This is a genomic window from Vibrio nigripulchritudo ATCC 27043, assembly GCF_000222685.1.
Taxonomy (GTDB): Bacteria; Pseudomonadota; Gammaproteobacteria; order Enterobacterales; family Vibrionaceae; genus Vibrio; species Vibrio nigripulchritudo.
This window is the reverse complement of sequence record NZ_AFWJ01000019.1, coordinates 1-16,160: the sequence shown is the minus strand read 5'-3', so window position 1 is coordinate 16,160 and position 16,160 is coordinate 1. Positions and strand designations below refer to the sequence as shown.

Below are 16,160 nucleotides of genomic sequence, written 5' to 3'. Positions count from 1 at the left end.
CCAGGTCGCTGGTGGCGCTAAGTCGTAGCCGTATTTAGCTTTGAACTTCGCCTGATTGTCCTGATTCTCAAACAGAGATTTTTTGTAATAAAGGTTGGAGATGTCACTATGACGCGGAAGCTGAACCAAACGACCATCAATGGTGCCGTGCTCAAGAGTTAACGGTACAAACTCATCCAATACGTTTGAACCGATCAGTTTTCGAAGATCGGTATAGATAGAGCCGTATTGAGGGGCAAAACTGGTGTGGTTAGACGCCACACAATAGTTGATGTTGTTGGCTGCGATATCCTGTTTGATTTCGCGGTCTAACTCGAAGTGGTTCTTACGGGACAATACCTCTACCTTCATCCCTGTTTTCCGTTCCCATTTCGGGATCAGGGTATACAAAGGTTCATACTGTGCGCCACCAATAAGCTTGACGCGCAGTACATTGTCATCTGCTGCATACGCCGCAGACATCGAGGTAGTTAAGCAGGCAAATCCAATTGCCATTTTCAGTTTGTTCGATCCTAAAAAACGCTTCATCACGTCCTCCATGACGCCGATTTCCCAGAGGCGAGAATGTTCGGCTGTGTGTTTAAGGGTTTATTCAAGTGTTCACTTAAGTAAAAACTCCTTAATGATTGATTCCGTATGCTGGCCTAAAGAAGGTGCAGCAACGCTACTGTTCATAACGTGACCATCAAACCGAATCGGTAAGCGGGTCGTCATCAATTCTTCTACTTCTTCATGGTCAAGCTTTTGCAGCATATCCAGATGCTTGAACGCATCGCTTTCCAATAGCTCGTCCCAGTTCAATACTTCAGATGCCCACACGTCGTGTTTGGCGAAAATCGACATCCAGTGTTCTGTGTTTTGCTCTAACAGTTTGAGCTGAATCAGTGCCTTGATTTCGTCTCTCTTGCTAAACCACAAGCTGCTGTCCGTAAAGCTGGCAATTAGCTCGTCTTCCATCAGTTTGCCTAGCCTGTCGACCGGTCCCATGGCAATCGCTATATAGCTGTCTTTGGTTTCGTAGATGCCATATGGAGCCGATAAATACGCATGAGCGTTGTTCACTTTTGCGCGATCCGGATCGCGCTTACCGTCATTCAAATAAGTGGTCAGTACTTCAAACTGGAAATCCACCAGCACTTCCAGCAAGCTGGTTTCGACCTTCCCACCTTCGCCCGTTTCGTTACTTCTCACCAGTGCCGCTAACACCCCCTGCACCAGTGCATTGCCCGCGAGCATGTCGGCAATCGCCAAGCCCATTGGTGTCGGTGGCATATCTTTGTTACCGCTGAGCCAGGTAACACCAGACAAAGACTGCGCAAGCAAGTCTTGCCCCGGTCGGTTTACCCATGGACCGGTGGTGCCATAACCAGATACAGACCCATATATAACTGTAGGATTAAATTGCCGAATTGTTTCATAATCCAACCCAAGCCTTTCAATGACACCCGGTCTGAAGTTTTGCAAAACGATGTCGGCTTTTTTAAGCAGTTCCTTTACTAAAGCGACGTCGTCAGGATTCTTCAGATCCGCACAGAAGCTTTCTTTATTGCGATTGATGGCCTGAAATAAGGAATTCACACCACCCACATCGGTGTCGGTTAAATAGAGATGACGACAAAGGTCACCTGTGCCGGGGCGTTCGATTTTAATCACTCGCGCCCCTAAATCTGCGAGCTTTAACCCCGCCAATGGTCCTGCCAGAAACTGGCTGAAATCGACAATAATTTTGCCTTCTAAAGGGCGTGTCATCGCTTACTCCTTGCAAACGCCTGCTGGATGTTTTCTACCGTTTGCTCTGGTGACAATTTTCCTTGCAAGCAAGCGTTCACCCAGTCGCCTGCCTCATCCTGAAACTTGAGATAACCGTTGTGTCTCGGTCTTAGATACGCGTTTTCCAGTGTTGCTAACGTATCTTTGAAGAATTGATTAGAAGCAGCATTACAATGCTCATCCTGCCAGGCTTCCAAGTTGCCCGGCTGACCACCTGAATTAAAATAGAAGTCTTTCTGCATCTCAGCAGAAGCAATCCAGAAAGCGTATTTAAGCGCGATGTCTTTGTGTTGAGTGGTGGAAGAAATGGCGATACCCGTACCACCCAGTGTTGTGCCACCAATGGCGTGATTCCCAAATGCGGGCGCGTCACAAGAACGAACTATGTGCTGGCGGAATCCTTCTCTTCCATAGTTGCTGTAACCATAGAGATAAGGGATATAGACCGCATCATCGCGACTCGCCAGCCATTCATATGCACCAATCGGGTTCATTGCAAAGCACCGTTCATCAACGTGCTTACTCATTCTGAGCAGTTGATTTAACGCATCGACACCCGTTTCGGTATCAATACCATCCTCTGATCTGCCAAAAGGGGTATTTCGGTTTGCCAATACGTTGTAAAAGCACATCAACGCATCAATAGGCTTGAGTGGGCAAACCACCTTACCCGCTTCTGCCAGTGCGACTACTTCTTCCCACTCCTTAGGTGGATTAGGAAGCAAGTCGGGACGATACGCTGCGACTGGCGTTGCAGCATCAATCGCCAGCGCCCACTGGTGTTTGTCGAAATATGAAGGGTGAGACTGACCAACAGACTGCTTGGCAAGCAGTTCCAGTTCTTTATCGTAGCCGTTACCATCTAGTGGAAGCAGCAAACCGCTTTCCGCCGCCGCTCCCGCATGGGGATGGTCGATCACCATTAGGTCAAATTCTGATGTCATCTCTTCCAGTGGTCGGTCTGCAAAAGCCTGAAGCGAGCGTTTGTGCCAGATGATTTCTACGTTTGGGTGCAATTGTGCAAATTTATTCGCAGTTGCCACCATTGGGTCATAACCTCGGTTGTGATCCCAGGTCATGCCATGCAATGTCACCTTACTCACTCGCTTTCTCCTTTTACGCTGGCTTTGTCTTTGTAAAGCACCGTCATCAAATGCTCACAATAGAGCACCAACTCGCCATCTCCTTTGTAAACGCTGTAGCTGACTCGGATCAGACCCATTTCGTCATACTTAGGTTCTTTAGCCAGATTTTTGCGAACGGTATAGATGGTGTCGCCAATAAAGGTGGGTTTGATGAAGCGAAGCTTGTCGTAACCGTAAGAGAAAGAGTTCAGGCAGTTAGTTGCAACCAACCCTAACCCGTAAGAGAACACTTGAGCACCGGCGACTAATCGCTTACCGAAATGCCCTTCTTCTTTGGCAAACGTGTCGTCTGCTACGTAGGGGTGAAGGTCCATCACCAGGCTATTAAATAGCATGGCTTCCCCTTCTGAAATTGTTCGTCTTAACGAACGAATGGTATGACCGACTTCAAAATCTTCGTAATACCAGTCTTCTGCGTTCCAAACGGGAATATCAGAGTGTTCTTCCGGCATCCCTTTTACGGGGCGTGATGCCACGCCTACCGTTGGTTTTCTATCCATGACAACCTCAGTCGAATTTCATATCCAAAACTAAATTTCAAAATCAACACTAGCAGTTGATTAAAAAATGATCAACAATAAATTTCAAATATAAATCTACATTGTGAATATGAAATTTATATAGGAAATCACATATGGAAAGAGTGAGATATTTTGAAGACTACATCATGGAAGAAACACGAGAGACGTTCGGCAGAACCATCACCGAAACCGACTTTGTGGTTCATGCTGGTCACACGGGCGATTTTTTCCCCCATCATTTAGACGAAGAGTTTTGCAAAACAAAGCCCTGGAAGAAGCGTATCGCTCACGGCACCATGACCTTTGCCATCGGTATTGGCTTAACTGCTACCGAAATCAACCCCGTTGCCTTTACTTATGGCTACGAGAGATTACGCTTCCCTGCGCCCGTTTATATTGGCGATACCATTCGAAGCCGAATCCGGATTTCTAAAAAAATTGAAGATCCAAAGCGTGCAGGTTTTGGTCAGGTCACAGAAACCGTCGAAGTGCTGAATCAAGATGAGAAAGTGGTGCTTTTTTGTGAACACATTCTCCTGGTAGAAATGCGCAATAGCTAAGGTCTGTATAAATTTATAACTCAGGAAGAGGAATTGAAAATGGAACTGCAACAATCTTGGCCTTTACCCTCCAACCCCAAACCCATCGTCATTATTGGCGCGGGTGGGATCGTACACGATGCCCACATGCCAGCGTACCGAAAAGCTGGGTTTCAGGTTCAGGGAATATTTGATATTGATACCGACAGAGCCAAAAAAGTCGCCGAAGACTGGGGAATCGAGACGGTTTATCCTGATTTAGACAGTGCGACAGCCTTTACCGATGTGGTCTACGACCTGCCACTTCCCCCAGTTGCGGTTCCGGAAGTATTAGAAGCATTGCCAGACGGTGTACCTGTGTTAATTCAGAAGCCTCTTGGGCTGGATTTAGAGCAGGCAAAAGTGATTCGTGAGATATGCGAGCGTAAATCCTTAGTTGCCGCCGTTAACTTTCAGCTTCGCTACTCTTCCATGATGCTGGCAATGCGAGATGCCATTCAAAGTGGAAAGTTAGGTGAGCTGACCGATATAGAAGTTCATCTGAACATTCTTACCCCCTGGGAAATGTTCCCGTTTTTGCTCCAAATGGAACGAATAGAACTTCTAGTTCACTCGATTCACTATATTGACCTGATTCGTTCCGTAGCCGGTAACCCTAAATCCGTTTATTGCCGAACCATGGCTGACCCGCGTTCTGAGGACTTCAAGCAGACACGAACCAGTGCAATTCTGGATTATGACTATCCACTTCGTTGCCTGATGTCGATTAACCATAACCACAACTATGGTCGAAGAGCGCAGGACGCCACCTTCCGCTTCGAGGGTACAGAAGGCTGTATCACCGTAAAAATGGGTGTGGCGTTGAATTACCCACATGGTGAACCGGATGAGTTCTGGTTTTGCGAACATGGGAAGGAATGGCAATCTATTCCATTAGAAGGAAGCTGGTTCCCAGACGCCTTTATAGGCACCATGAGCAACATTCAGCGATTTGTCGCTGGCGAAGATGAAATTCTGAATACCGCCGTCGCCGATGCTTTCCAGACAATGGCTGTAGTAGAAGCGTGTTTTGAAAGCAGCGCAGCGAAAGGGACAGATATCCAATACTAACTCATTAAACCTCACCCATTTTAAAAGGCTGCCAAGTAACATTGGCAGCCTTTTTAATGAAAGAGAGATAGCTCGCACAAAATAGACTTTCAATTATTATGCACCAACTTGCATTGTATAATTGTCGGATTTTAAAGACTATTCCCCTTCGAATAACGGATATTTGGATTGAAAAGTAAGTAAATACCTCTAAGTATCATTATGTTTTACTAAACTACAGGAAATGCCTTGTGATGAGCATATTTAGAAAAATTTTATTAGCCTCAATGTTAGTTTCTCCTATGTGCTATGCGGAAAATATTCACTTAAACTCCCTTGAAATAAAATTCATTAGAGCTGTAGGTGACTATAGTGGCAGTACATACGATAATACTATTGAGCTTTGGTTCACGAACCCACTAGTTTGGCCTTCATCTTCTTGTACCGACACTCGTAGGGTATATGTAGATTCAAAACACCAACATATTATAAGTGCTGCCTATACTGCTTTTGCTGCAAATAAAAAAGTCAATGTTCATGTTGATTCAACACTACCAAAACGAGGCGGCGCATGCGAAGTTTCATATTTGGATATTTTGAATAATTAACGTGGAAGGTACCTAATTTGGAGAAAAGCGTGGCATTTTCTGTTTATTAAAAAATGCCACGACTTCATCGAGTTTAAGGTTCAAAGTCAAGTGGAGAAACGGACAGTGCAAAGAGCGGAATTAAGTCCAAAAACCTTATTAAACGAAGAGGAATTCAGACAATATAGAAAAAGTAATAGAAAGTGGTTTCTTATCCATACTATTATTCTGATTTCCATTCTTGTGACAGTAGCTATATCAATTTTTTACAAAGAGTTAGAAATGGGTATTTATACCGGTTCTCTAGTTTTTCTGTACATTATTTCCCTAGGCGTCATTGCGTCAAAGAATAAGTTGAATTGGATTTTATGGGTGTTACTCACCTTTATCTCAGTGTTTACATTACCAATAATAGGTATGCTCATTTCACATGCACTGATCGCCAGAAAGGGATTTAAGAATAAATGGCTATCCAACCTGGATACCTAAAAGTACTGCTAGCAAGCCCCGTTAATTTTTGGTGAATGATGGCCCATGAATATAGGTCTGTCTGACAGACTGAGATACCAATGAAAATGAACTAGCCAAACTAACGTTCTTTCATTGAAGGAGAGTTCACTCACACAAAACACATCTCCAACAATTATGAATTAAGTTGCAATGTATAATCGCCTCGATTTTACATTGCAGATTTTGGTCTTTAAGACTCTGTTATTCATAATAAATATTGGAGAAAAAATGAAAAAGCTACTCTTGTTGTTATCTTTGGTGGTTTCTACAAATGCATTTGCCGCTTTCAATTGTGAGGTGACCGTTAATCGAGTACTCGTTTACGGGAATGGAAGTGTCAATATTCTGCATTCTGGCAGAAATGACTTTACCTATATATGTAATACAAAAGGCACATGGAAAGGCATAGATACTGTCACATGTTCATTATGGGTTGGCATGCTGCAAAATATCCAAAATAACGCCAAGAAAGCGATATTTTATTATGGCGGACAAGGCACATGTGCAACGCTTCCAACCTATGGCAATACACCAGCTCCCGTATACATTGGTTCAATTCAGTAGCGGTTAGGCGGATACCGATAGATAACACCATGCGCTACACGCCATTTGGTTACGCGTTAGCGCTTATTCTTTTTCAAAGAGGGAAAGCAACAGAGTAAAATCGAAACCAGCTAATTTCATTGGACTCTCTCAATCCACCAGCTCAAGGCAAATCGATACGCCTTGTCCGCCGCCAATGCACATGGATGCCAAGCCTCGTTTTGCGTTTGCTCTTATCATTTGATGAATCAGAGATACCACAATTCGACAGCCCGATGCTGCTAAGGGATGGCCAAGCGCGATGGCACCGCCATTGGGGTTTACTTTTTCTGGATTCAGGGACAAGTCTCGCATTACCGCAATGGATTGAGCAGCAAAGGCTTCATTCAGCTCTACCACATCTAATTGGTCTATGGTCCACCCTGCCTTTGATAGCGCTTGTTTTGATGCCAGTACTGGTCCCAATCCCATGTCTATCGGGTCCAATGCAGCGGATGCATAAGAGACGATTCGAACCATAGGTTTTAACCCAGCAGATGCCAGTGCACTTCCTCGCCCAACTAAAACGGAAGCTGCACCATCGTTAATACCTGAAGCATTTCCAGCGGTAATAGTTCCTTGTCCGACAAATGCAGGGGGCATTTCTGACAACTTCTTGAGGGATGACTGAGGGCGCGGTTGTTCATCATGGGAAACAATGGCGTCACTTTTGTTTGTCTTCACCTTAATGGGAACAATCTCTTGCTCAAAAAGGCAAGATTCCATCGCTCTTTTGGTTTTTAGCTGCGAGTTCAGAGCAAACTCATCCTGCATTTCTCTGGATATGTCATAACGACTGGCAATGGGTTCGACGGTTTCCCCCATGTGTATGTTGTAGAACTTATCCCAAAGCCCATCGGTGATCATGCTGTCTTTCATTACTTGATCGCCCAGCTTTTTGGGTGCGCGGGCATGCAACACATGTGGGGCTTGCGTCATAGAATCTTGCCCACCCGCCAGTACCAGATCCGCGTCGCCTGCTTTGATAGCCTGCGCCGCCAGATGAATCGACTTCTGCCCTGCGCCACAAACCATGTTGACCGTCATTGCGGGGATACGGCTTGGCAAACCCGCCCAAACCGCAGACTGCCGAGCGGGGTTCTGACCTGCACCTCCGGTCAGAACCTGCCCAATGATGACTTCATCGATCAGCTCGTGGTCAAAGTCATGCTCTGCCAGCATTCCCTTTATGACCTGCGAACCGATTTCTGCAGCGGATAAGCTTGCGAACACGCCATTTAACTTTCCAATGGGAGATCGCTTTGCTGCGGCAATGTATATGTCGTTGTCCTTCATAAACAGACCTTAGACGTAACCCGCCGTCGATTTAACTTCAAGATAGTCTTCCAGCCCCCACTCACCGTGCTCGCGACCATTTCCGGATTGCTTGTAGCCGCCAAACGGCGCATTCGCATCCCAATCTGCACCATTAATCCAGATAGACCCGACTCTGAGTTTCCGGGCAATTTGTCGGGCTTTTTCCATGTCTAGGCATTGTATGTATGCAGAAAGACCGTAAACAGTATCGTTAGCAATCTCAATGGCTTCGCTTTCCGTTTTATAACCAATCAACGCAATGACGGGTCCAAAAATCTCTTCCTGAGCAATGGTCATTGAATTATCAACATCGGCAAATACAGTAGGTTTAACAAAGTAGCCTTTTGAAAGACCATCTGGTCGACCTAAGCCACCAGTCACTAAAGTGGCTCCTTCTTCGATGCCAGCTTTGATTAAGGACTGAATTCGCTCGAACTGGATTTCATTAACAACCGGACCTAGCGAGACATCTTTCATCGGGTCGCCCACACTGTGAGCATCGGCAGCTTCTTTGGCGAAGCGTTTAGCGTCTTCCATTTTTTCTTCTGGAATCAGCATTCTTGCTGGTGAACGACAAGCCTGACCGCAATTGACATAACAAGCCGTTACCCCATCTTTTACTGCCTTTTCCAAATCCGCATCTCGCATGATCAAGTTGGCTGATTTCCCGCCTAACTCCTGCGCTACCCTTTTGACTGTTGATGCGGCGGATTTTGCTACCGCAATCCCTGCTCGGGTTGAACCCGTGACCGAAACCATGTCGACATCAGGATGACGAGACAGTGCTCCACCAGCACTGTCCCCAGCGCCGGTAATATGATTGTACACACCTGCGGGGTATCCCGCCTGATGAACCAGCTCAGCAAATTTGATGGAGGATAACGGAGAAAACTCAGATGGCTTCGCCACCATGGTGCATCCTGCTGCCAGAGCTGGTGCGGCTTTCACGACCAGTTGATTCATTGGCCAGTTCCAAGGCGTGATCAGAGCGCATACACCAATGGGTTCTTTTGAAATTAATGTGTTTCCGCGAACCTCCTCAAACACTTCTTTCTCTAGTGCCGCAATAGTAGCTTCTAGATGCGCTGTGCCCACCCACGCCTGAGCCGCTTCTGAAAACGCTTTGGTAGTGCCCATTTCGAGTACCATTAAATGCGCTATTTCTTCGTATGCGTCGTTATAAAGAGACAATAATTGCTTCAGCAAAGCTAAGCGCTCTTCTTTGGAGGTCATTGAAAAGTCATCAAACGCTGCTTTTGCAGCGGCTACGGCTCGGTTAACGTCCGTTTCATTGGCCATAGGGATCTGACTAGTTACGGCTTCCGTCGCCGGATTAATCAGCGTATGAGTGTCGCTGGAATCGGGTGTGACCCACTGACCATTGATATAAAATTTTCCTATATTTTCCATCATGATTCCTTCCTTACAGGGCTTGTGAACCCCAATTATCCTTTACCAGCGGCCAGCCTGACTGAATCCGGATGCTGACGTAATTTCAACATTGCCCACGTTCCCACAATGGGACCGGGTACTAAGATTAGAAATGTCCACTGCCAACTGCCTAGCCACTGGGCAACTTGCGGCGTTATCCATATAGCAAAAATCGTAATCGCAAAACCAATGCCCATTTGCAAAGCCAGCGATGACCCCACCAGCGACGAATCAGACAGCTCCGTTACCGCTGCTGAAAACTGAGCGCTGTCGGCCACAACCGTGAAGCCCCAGACCATGGCAACAAGGGTAAATACCCAAACAGGACCATCGAAATAAAACCCCACTAAAAGTGCTGCGCTCCCAGAGCAAATCATCATTATCGACGTGGCGTAACAACGACCGATTTTGTCAGCAAGCCAACCACAAAAAACACACCCCGGAGCGCCCAGTGCCACCACAGAAAAAGTCAGAAATGCAGCATTGCTCACTTCTAAACCATTCGATTGCGCCGCAGTGATGTAAGCCAGAAGCCAGCCCCACATGGCGTAGAGTTCCCACATGTGCCCGAAATAACCAAAGTTGGCGAGCATGACAGGTCGATTCTTAACAACCTGACCAAGTTGCCTCGGGTTAAACTTTGTCTTAGCAAAAGAGTGAGGTCCTTCACTGAGCAAAAATCCGAAAATGATGGCTGCAATAAAGCTGCACACCGAGCTTCCGATGATCACCAGCCGCCAGTCGATATTGGCGGTGTCTCCTCGAAACAAAAATGGCAGAGCCGACCCTAAGGTTAATGCCCCTACCATTGCACCCATTGCCAATCCACGCCCTTTAACAAACCATGTAGCAATAAACTTCATCGCGGGTGGATAGATAAAAGCAAGAGAGACACCCGTGATAAAACGAAGCAACATGGCGAAACCACCCGTCGGTTCGGTTAAAAGCAGTGCATTGGATAACGCTGCGACCAAGCTTGCGGTTGCCATCAACTTGGTCAGTTTTAAAACATCCGAAATAGACAAAAGGCTCGATGTCAGAGCGCCGGCAACAAACCCGACCTGAACAGCATTGGTTAACCAAGATGATTGAGCTGTCGTGAGTTTAAAAACTTCAATCAGCTCTGGAAGAATAGCGGTTGCCGAAAACCAAGTCGTCAACGACAAAATCACGGCTGCCGCCGCTAAACTCAATGCTTTCCAATGTTCGGGGATCACGCTCATTTACAATCCTTCTAGCGCCACCGTAAACGTGGTTGCACTGCCCTCGACACACACGTCCCCTTCACTGTCCGAAATAGTGGCTTTCAGTTGGCAAATGGGTTTGTCGTCTCTCACAGACTCAACCACTACAGTCGCAGTTATTGTTTCGTTCACGCCAACCGCTTTCAGAAATTTAAGGTCCGTATGCAAAAACACGGTTCCCGGACCGGGCAAATCCTGCGCAACAGCGGCATTTAACATGCCTGTTGTTACCCCACCCTGCACAATCAATTTTCCAAAAGGCGTTTTTTTGGCAAGTTCTTCATCAAAGTGGACCGGGTTTCTGTCCCCTGTCATTCCCGTAAACGCTTCAATATCTTCCCGTCTGGTGGTTCGCTTCCTAGAAGCCGTCTGCCCCACTTCAGGTTTGCCTTTGATAACCCCTTTCCAACCATCTTCATGCGTACTCATAACTCTTTACCTATGTTGATTAAACCTGCTCAAAGCAGGGCAAAATCCGACCACCCAAGTTTGTAGGAGCAAACTTGAATCTGTCCCCTATTTGCATGTCCTTTTTTGTCCTAAACAGATGACTTAACAACGTTGGTCCTTCATCCAGTTCAATCAAACCAACATAGTAGGGTGTTATGTCTATCCATCCGGGATGCCCCGGTTTGTTTACCTGAGAGTAACTTTTTAATGTCCCGCCTCCGGTCACCCGCTTCCACTGCAAGTCTTCTCCCCAGCAGAACGGGCATTGCGAACGCGGATAAAAAATGTGCTGATGACAGGATTGGCACTGCTGTATTTCCAGTTCGTATTCAGATACAGCCCGCCAGAAAGGTTGTGTCAGCGCGGTTATCGTTGGTCCCGGAACTTGCAGATGCTCTAACATTTTCAAGCGTTCTAAAGTTTGCAAATGCTCTAAATGATCCTTATTCATTGCTCCGCTCCTAAAACCAAAGCCGCGGCCTCGCTCATGGTGGCACCATTTCCTGTTACCAAAGCAGTACGACAAGACGAGATTTGGCGCGCCTCTGCCGTACCCCGAATTTGGTGAACCGCTTCCACCACATGCGTCATGCCACCAGCCAGATCCGGCTGCCCGTAACCCAGCTGACCGCCATGTGTGTTAATCGGCTGTTTGGCTTCAACCCCCATTCCACCGTTATTCGACAGCCATTGACCAAACTCGCCGGGTGCGCACAATCCTGCGTCCTCAATCGTGGTGGCGACCATGATGGTGTAACAGTCATAAAGCGAGAGAAAATCAATATTTTTAACGGACAATCCCGACTGTTTTAATGCACGTTGAATGGCGGATTTAAGAGGACCAGATGTGAGATTTGGTGCCTGACTGACAGCGCGATGGGTGACTTTTTCCCCCGCTCCCAGAAGATAAACCGGAGAATGATTCGCCTTTTTAAAATGGCGGCTGGAAGTCACAATGACCGCCTCAGCCCCTGCCACTGGCATCACTATTTCAAATAAGTGGAGAGGTGACGCGATAATTGGCGACGCCAGCACATCATCAACACTTGCTGGCTTTCCGTAAAAAATGGCATTGGGATTAAGTTGTGCGTTTTGCCGCGAACCTGCTGCTATTTGAGCGTAGTCTTTAGCACTGCACCCATATTTGTGCATGTGTGCCTGCATAAGCAGCGCGTATGAGATATTGGCACCGGAAGCCCCGAAAGGCACATCAAATTCCCGAATCGGATTCCTGTTGGGTGAACGGCTGGGTTCTGGATTGCGATGATTGCCAATCACACACAATACGGTTTCGCACATCCCGGCTTGAATCGCAGCCACGGCACGCCAGATCATTCCCGCCCCGGATGCACCACCAAGATCGACCACGTTCGCCATTGTCGGCTGAAGCCCCATGTACTCGGCGATAGTCGCTGGCACATGCTGGGGTGTTTCGCCCACTTGCGGGCCAACCAGTAACCCATCGATATCGGAAGGAGACAAACCTGCGTCTTTTGCGGCGTAACTTGAAACCCGCATCAGCAATTCCAGCGTTGTGACGCCCTCGGTTTGCCGTTGAGGTTTCAAAGAAGCGACACCTGTTATCCCAATCACGTTATTCACCAGGCATTCTCCCGAGTCAGTTGTCTGTACTCTTCAAGGCATGCCTGATTGGCGATCGACCCGATATTTTTAACAACGCCACCCGCCACTACCGTTCTTGCAGCGCCTTCCACACGTTTTCCATTCACGGTATAAGGAACATCAGAAACGATGTGTACTCTCGCGGGCACATGTCGTGGAGAAGCGCTCTGTCTGATCTGATTGCGTATTTCAGCCACCAGCATTTTTGATATGTCTTCCCCGGGCGCAGGCTTTAAGCAGAGTACGACGTCTTCGTCGCCATCATGCTGATGACCGAAGGCAAGGTAATCGTCCACTTCTTTATACTGTTCGCAGACAGCGTAAATTTCAGAAATGCCAATTCGGACACCACCGGGTTTGAGTGTGTTGTCTGACCGACCATGGACGTATCCGCCACCTGAATAGGTGAATTCAACTACATCACCGTGGGTCCACACCTCTTTTCGATCGCCAAAATACGTATCGTGATATCGCTTATCACCATCCTCTCCCCAGAACGTAAGTGGCATTGAGGGAAAAGGTTCGGTGCAGACTAACTCGCCACGCTCTCCAATAACCGGAATATCCCTATCATCTAAAGCCGCTATGGAATGCCCCAGTGCTTTGACCATGAGTTGCCCACGGTAAACAGGATGAACTGGTGACCCAATTAAGAAGCAACCTAAAATCTCCGTTCCCCCTGAAATGGAGGCAAACACCATGTCTTCTTTTATGGCCTGATACACCCAGTCGAACTGGTGAGGCAGTGTCGGCGCGCCACAAACCATAAGTGATTTAAGGCTTGAAAGTGCGTAGTGCTGATTTGGAAGAAACGCTTCTGCCGCTAAAGTCGCGAGATACTTGGGGCTAACGCCCAAGTGTGTCAAACCAAGATCAGAGGCTAAATTCCAAAGTGGTGTGGAATCCAAACCGTTCGGAGTTTTCAGAATGGGGGCGCCGTCGTACAGAACAATAGCGGCTCCGGCAGCGAGCGCAGACAGGTTCCAGTGATACATCATCCAGGCGGTGTTGCTGTACCACATTACTCGGTCATTGCGTTGAACATCGCCATGCAAAACGTGTTCTTTCAAATGCTGCAACAATACCCCACCAACCCGATGAACAATGGCTTTTGGCGCACCGGTTGTTCCTGAGGTATAAAGCACATAGATGGGGTGGTCAAAAGGAGTACGGGTATACGTTAACGGCTCCTGACGACCATAATCGCTTTGGTGAATCGCACGATCACTGACTGATTCACCTTCACCACTTTGCACAATGGTTTGAATGCTCGGAATGCCGTCTACGACCTGATTAATGCGATCAGAAATATCAAATGATTTGCCGCCATACTGATAACGCGGTTCAACGAATAATACTTTGGGTTCTACCTGACCGATTCGGTCAATAATTGCAGACTGGCCAAAATCTGGCGAACAGGAAGTCCATACTGCCCCAATACTCACAGTACTCAATAATGCAACCAAGGCATCCACATTGTTTGGTTGTACCCCTGCCACCCTGTCGCCCTGCTGAACTCCAGACTGACGCAAACCATCGGCGACTTTCGCTACTCTCATCCTGAGATCTTTTCGCGTAAATTGCGACTGTTGACCAGATTCATTAGCGGTAAACACAACCACTTCGTCGTCTGGTCCTTTGAGCATGTTCTCCGCTAAGTTCAGCTGAGCATCTGGGAAGAATCGAGCACCCGTCATTCTTGCTGTGGGGCTGGGAACATAGAAAGTTTCTCCTTTATCGCCCACAACGTCACAGAAATCCCAGACCGACGACCAGAAGCCACCGAGGTCGCTCACCGACCAGCGGTGCAGTGCATCGTAATCATTCGGGTCGAAACCAACGTCCTTTGCAAACTGACTCAACCTCGACTGACGAATTCGTTCTGCAGATGGTTTCCAAAGTATTTCCTTGTTCATCATTAACTGTCCCTAGCTTTCCTTAGCTTTCCTTAGCTTTCCCGAGTCTTATCCATTCCCACGGCATCCCATACCAGCTCTGCCAAATCCTGAACAACGATTTGCTCTTCCACACCCAATGCCTGAACCGCTGCGCTGTACATCACCACGTCTTTCGGGCAGGACACCACAAATCGGTTCACCTTCCCAAGGGACAAGGCTTCGCGAATTCGATTCTCACTGGGTCGCTCCTTGAAATGGGTGTCGTCCATAAAAATTCGCCCACCGCCGGCACCGCAGCAAAAGCTGTTTTCTCGGTTTCTCGGCATTTCGTGGAGTTCATGCCCCAGTGCCTGAATCAATGTTCTCGGTACATCAAACCCATCGTTATACCGACCGAGATAACAAGGGTCGTGATATGTCACCTGATGTGAGGCGCTTTTATCGACGGTCAATTTCCCTTTCTGAATCAGCTCCAGCAACAGCTCGGAATAATGGAGCACATCGTAATTCGCGCCAAAAGCAGGATATTCCGACTTTAGTGCGTTCAGGCTGTGTGGATCGGTTGTCATAATTCGATTGAATTCGCACGCTTCTAATTGAGCAATGTTGTGTTGTGCCAGCAATTCAAATAAGCCTTCGTCGCCTGCTCGTCGAACGTCGTTTCCGCTGTTTCGTTCTCCGTCGTACAGAATGCCGACATCAACACCCGCTTGTTGCAACAGTTGTGCAACCAATAAAGATAATTTCTGGGCTCTTGCATCGAAGCTGGCAAAGTCGCCAACAAACCAGAGAATGTCGACAGGTTCCTTACGGGCGTCCTTGAGTTTCGGCTTCAACCCCTTAGTCCAGCGAGCTCGCTGCTTGGCAGGCTTTCCAAACGAATTCCCGTGAGATTGAAAACTGGTGAGAGACGTTTGCAGCATGGGCTCTACGTCCCCGGCTTCTACCATGGTGCGACGCAACGACACGATTTTCGGCACATGCTCTATTCTTACCGGGCACGCTTGCATGCACGCCCGACATGTGGTGCAAGACCACAGGGTTTCTGTCGCAATAACTCCGCCAACAATTGGTACATTCGCTTCCGGTTGATTGTTGGCTTTAAGCATTCCCTCACGTAGATCCATAATCAGCGTTTTAGGGCTTAATGAAGAACCCGCCGCATGAGCGGGACATACCGCCTGACACCGACCACACTCGGTGCACGACAAAGTATCGAGCAAATCTTTCCATGAAAAATCATCAAATGTCTCAACGACCGACGCGCTACTTTCAGTTTTTTGGCAGGAATCCGGTGAGCGCAGTTGCCCTTTGGGTTCAAGGGGTCGGAAGAAAATGTTGGGTCCTGCGGTAAACATGTGGCGATGCTTTGAACCGGGTATGTAAATCAGAAAGCCCAAGATCACCAGAATATGTAGCCAATAGAAAACCCCAGTGGCGACTTTACCTGCCTC

At 47.5% G+C, this 16,160-nt stretch carries 16 protein-coding genes and 1 pseudogene; 5 read left to right on the top strand and 12 right to left on the bottom strand.

The genetic code is table 11. From position 1 onward, the window contains the following. The 4 genes and pseudogenes from RH89_RS03360 to RH89_RS03345 all read right to left on the bottom strand — a co-directional run. A pseudogene (locus tag RH89_RS03360) lies at nt 1-528 on the bottom strand (hypothetical protein); the annotation flags it as partial. A gap of 72 nt (nt 529-600) precedes the next feature. Continuing rightward, nucleotides 601-1,749, bottom strand: a complete 1,149-nt coding sequence (locus RH89_RS03355; RefSeq protein WP_004398876.1) for a CaiB/BaiF CoA transferase family protein — start codon at nt 1,747-1,749, stop codon at nt 601-603. Beyond that, on the bottom strand, nt 1,746-2,873 hold the full coding sequence (locus RH89_RS03350) for an extracellular solute-binding protein (RefSeq protein WP_004398874.1): 1,128 nt from the start codon (nt 2,871-2,873) through the stop codon (nt 1,746-1,748). The genes RH89_RS03355 and RH89_RS03350 overlap by 4 nt, the downstream gene beginning before the upstream one ends. After that, nucleotides 2,870-3,415, bottom strand: a complete 546-nt coding sequence (locus RH89_RS03345) for a MaoC family dehydratase (protein WP_004398871.1) — start codon at nt 3,413-3,415, stop codon at nt 2,870-2,872. The genes RH89_RS03350 and RH89_RS03345 overlap by 4 nt, the downstream gene beginning before the upstream one ends. Before the next feature lie 134 nt (nt 3,416-3,549). On the opposite strand from RH89_RS03345, the gene RH89_RS03340 reads away from it, so the two are divergent. The 5 genes from RH89_RS03340 to RH89_RS03325 all read left to right on the top strand — a co-directional run bounded on the left by RH89_RS03340 (nt 3,550) and on the right by RH89_RS03325 (nt 6,725). Beyond that, a complete protein-coding gene (locus RH89_RS03340; RefSeq protein WP_004398868.1) occupies nt 3,550-3,996 on the top strand; it encodes a MaoC family dehydratase in 447 nt (148 codons plus the stop codon). A 39-nt stretch (nt 3,997-4,035) separates the two neighbouring features. Continuing rightward, a complete protein-coding gene (locus tag RH89_RS03335; protein ID WP_004398866.1) occupies nt 4,036-5,085 on the top strand; it encodes a Gfo/Idh/MocA family protein in 1,050 nt (349 codons plus the stop codon). 233 nt (nt 5,086-5,318) lie between these two features. Next, nucleotides 5,319-5,672 carry a hypothetical protein gene (locus RH89_RS29010; RefSeq protein ID WP_004398864.1) on the top strand — a complete coding sequence of 118 codons (354 nt, stop codon included), beginning with the start codon at nt 5,319-5,321 and terminating at the stop codon, nt 5,670-5,672. 105 nt (nt 5,673-5,777) lie between these two features. Further along, the gene (locus RH89_RS03330; RefSeq protein WP_004398862.1) at nt 5,778-6,140 is read left to right on the top strand and encodes a hypothetical protein; all 363 of its coding nucleotides are present in this window, start codon (nt 5,778-5,780) and stop codon (nt 6,138-6,140) included. Between the two features lie 249 nt (nt 6,141-6,389). Beyond that, nucleotides 6,390-6,725: a hypothetical protein gene (locus RH89_RS03325; protein ID WP_022550338.1), complete on the top strand. Its 336-nt coding sequence runs from the start codon at nt 6,390-6,392 to the stop codon at nt 6,723-6,725. Between the two features lie 129 nt (nt 6,726-6,854). Here the strand turns inward: RH89_RS03325 and RH89_RS03320 are convergent, their stop codons facing one another. From RH89_RS03320 to RH89_RS03285, 8 genes are all read right to left on the bottom strand, one after another. Further along, entirely contained in the window at nt 6,855-8,039 is a 1,185-nt protein-coding gene (locus RH89_RS03320; RefSeq protein WP_004398857.1) for an acetyl-CoA C-acetyltransferase, read from the bottom strand. A 9-nt stretch (nt 8,040-8,048) separates the two neighbouring features. Continuing rightward, nucleotides 8,049-9,473: an aldehyde dehydrogenase family protein gene (locus RH89_RS03315; protein WP_206536127.1), complete on the bottom strand. Its 1,425-nt coding sequence runs from the start codon at nt 9,471-9,473 to the stop codon at nt 8,049-8,051. Between the two features lie 32 nt (nt 9,474-9,505). Further along, complete coding sequence (locus RH89_RS03310; protein ID WP_004398852.1) at nt 9,506-10,714, bottom strand: MFS transporter; 1,209 nt, start codon at nt 10,712-10,714, stop codon at nt 9,506-9,508. Next, the gene (locus RH89_RS03305; protein WP_004398849.1) at nt 10,715-11,164 is read right to left on the bottom strand and encodes a MaoC family dehydratase; all 450 of its coding nucleotides are present in this window, start codon (nt 11,162-11,164) and stop codon (nt 10,715-10,717) included. A gap of 19 nt (nt 11,165-11,183) precedes the next feature. Beyond that, complete coding sequence (locus tag RH89_RS03300) at nt 11,184-11,636, bottom strand: Zn-ribbon domain-containing OB-fold protein (protein ID WP_004398837.1); 453 nt, start codon at nt 11,634-11,636, stop codon at nt 11,184-11,186. Then, nucleotides 11,633-12,787 carry a thiolase family protein gene (locus RH89_RS03295; protein WP_004398836.1) on the bottom strand — a complete coding sequence of 385 codons (1,155 nt, stop codon included), beginning with the start codon at nt 12,785-12,787 and terminating at the stop codon, nt 11,633-11,635. Before RH89_RS03295 ends, RH89_RS03300 begins: the two co-directional genes overlap by 4 nt. Further along, nucleotides 12,784-14,727, bottom strand: a complete 1,944-nt coding sequence (locus RH89_RS03290) for an acetoacetate--CoA ligase (RefSeq protein ID WP_004398834.1) — start codon at nt 14,725-14,727, stop codon at nt 12,784-12,786. Before RH89_RS03290 ends, RH89_RS03295 begins: the two co-directional genes overlap by 4 nt. A gap of 29 nt (nt 14,728-14,756) precedes the next feature. Continuing rightward, a partial coding sequence (locus RH89_RS03285; protein WP_004398832.1) for a (Fe-S)-binding protein occupies nt 14,757-16,160 on the bottom strand: 1,404 nt, incomplete at its 5' end.

What these genes read in the sequence shown, in the direction of transcription:
- RH89_RS03355 (WP_004398876.1), bottom strand. Translation starts at nt 1,749, where the DNA reads ATGACACGCCCTTTAGAAGGCAAAATTATTGTCGATTTCAGCCAGTTT.
- RH89_RS03345 (WP_004398871.1), bottom strand. Translation starts at nt 3,415, where the DNA reads ATGGATAGAAAACCAACGGTAGGCGTGGCATCACGCCCCGTAAAAGGG.
- RH89_RS03340 (WP_004398868.1), top strand. Translation starts at nt 3,550, where the DNA reads ATGGAAAGAGTGAGATATTTTGAAGACTACATCATGGAAGAAACACGA.
- RH89_RS03335 (WP_004398866.1), top strand. Translation starts at nt 4,036, where the DNA reads ATGGAACTGCAACAATCTTGGCCTTTACCCTCCAACCCCAAACCCATC.
- RH89_RS29010 (WP_004398864.1), top strand. Translation starts at nt 5,319, where the DNA reads ATGAGCATATTTAGAAAAATTTTATTAGCCTCAATGTTAGTTTCTCCT.
- RH89_RS03325 (WP_022550338.1), top strand. Translation starts at nt 6,390, where the DNA reads ATGAAAAAGCTACTCTTGTTGTTATCTTTGGTGGTTTCTACAAATGCA.
- RH89_RS03320 (WP_004398857.1), bottom strand. Translation starts at nt 8,039, where the DNA reads ATGAAGGACAACGACATATACATTGCCGCAGCAAAGCGATCTCCCATT.
- RH89_RS03315 (WP_206536127.1), bottom strand. Translation starts at nt 9,473, where the DNA reads ATGATGGAAAATATAGGAAAATTTTATATCAATGGTCAGTGGGTCACA.
- RH89_RS03310 (WP_004398852.1), bottom strand. Translation starts at nt 10,714, where the DNA reads ATGAGCGTGATCCCCGAACATTGGAAAGCATTGAGTTTAGCGGCGGCA.
- RH89_RS03305 (WP_004398849.1), bottom strand. Translation starts at nt 11,164, where the DNA reads ATGAGTACGCATGAAGATGGTTGGAAAGGGGTTATCAAAGGCAAACCT.
- RH89_RS03300 (WP_004398837.1), bottom strand. Translation starts at nt 11,636, where the DNA reads ATGAATAAGGATCATTTAGAGCATTTGCAAACTTTAGAACGCTTGAAA.
- RH89_RS03290 (WP_004398834.1), bottom strand. Translation starts at nt 14,727, where the DNA reads ATGATGAACAAGGAAATACTTTGGAAACCATCTGCAGAACGAATTCGT.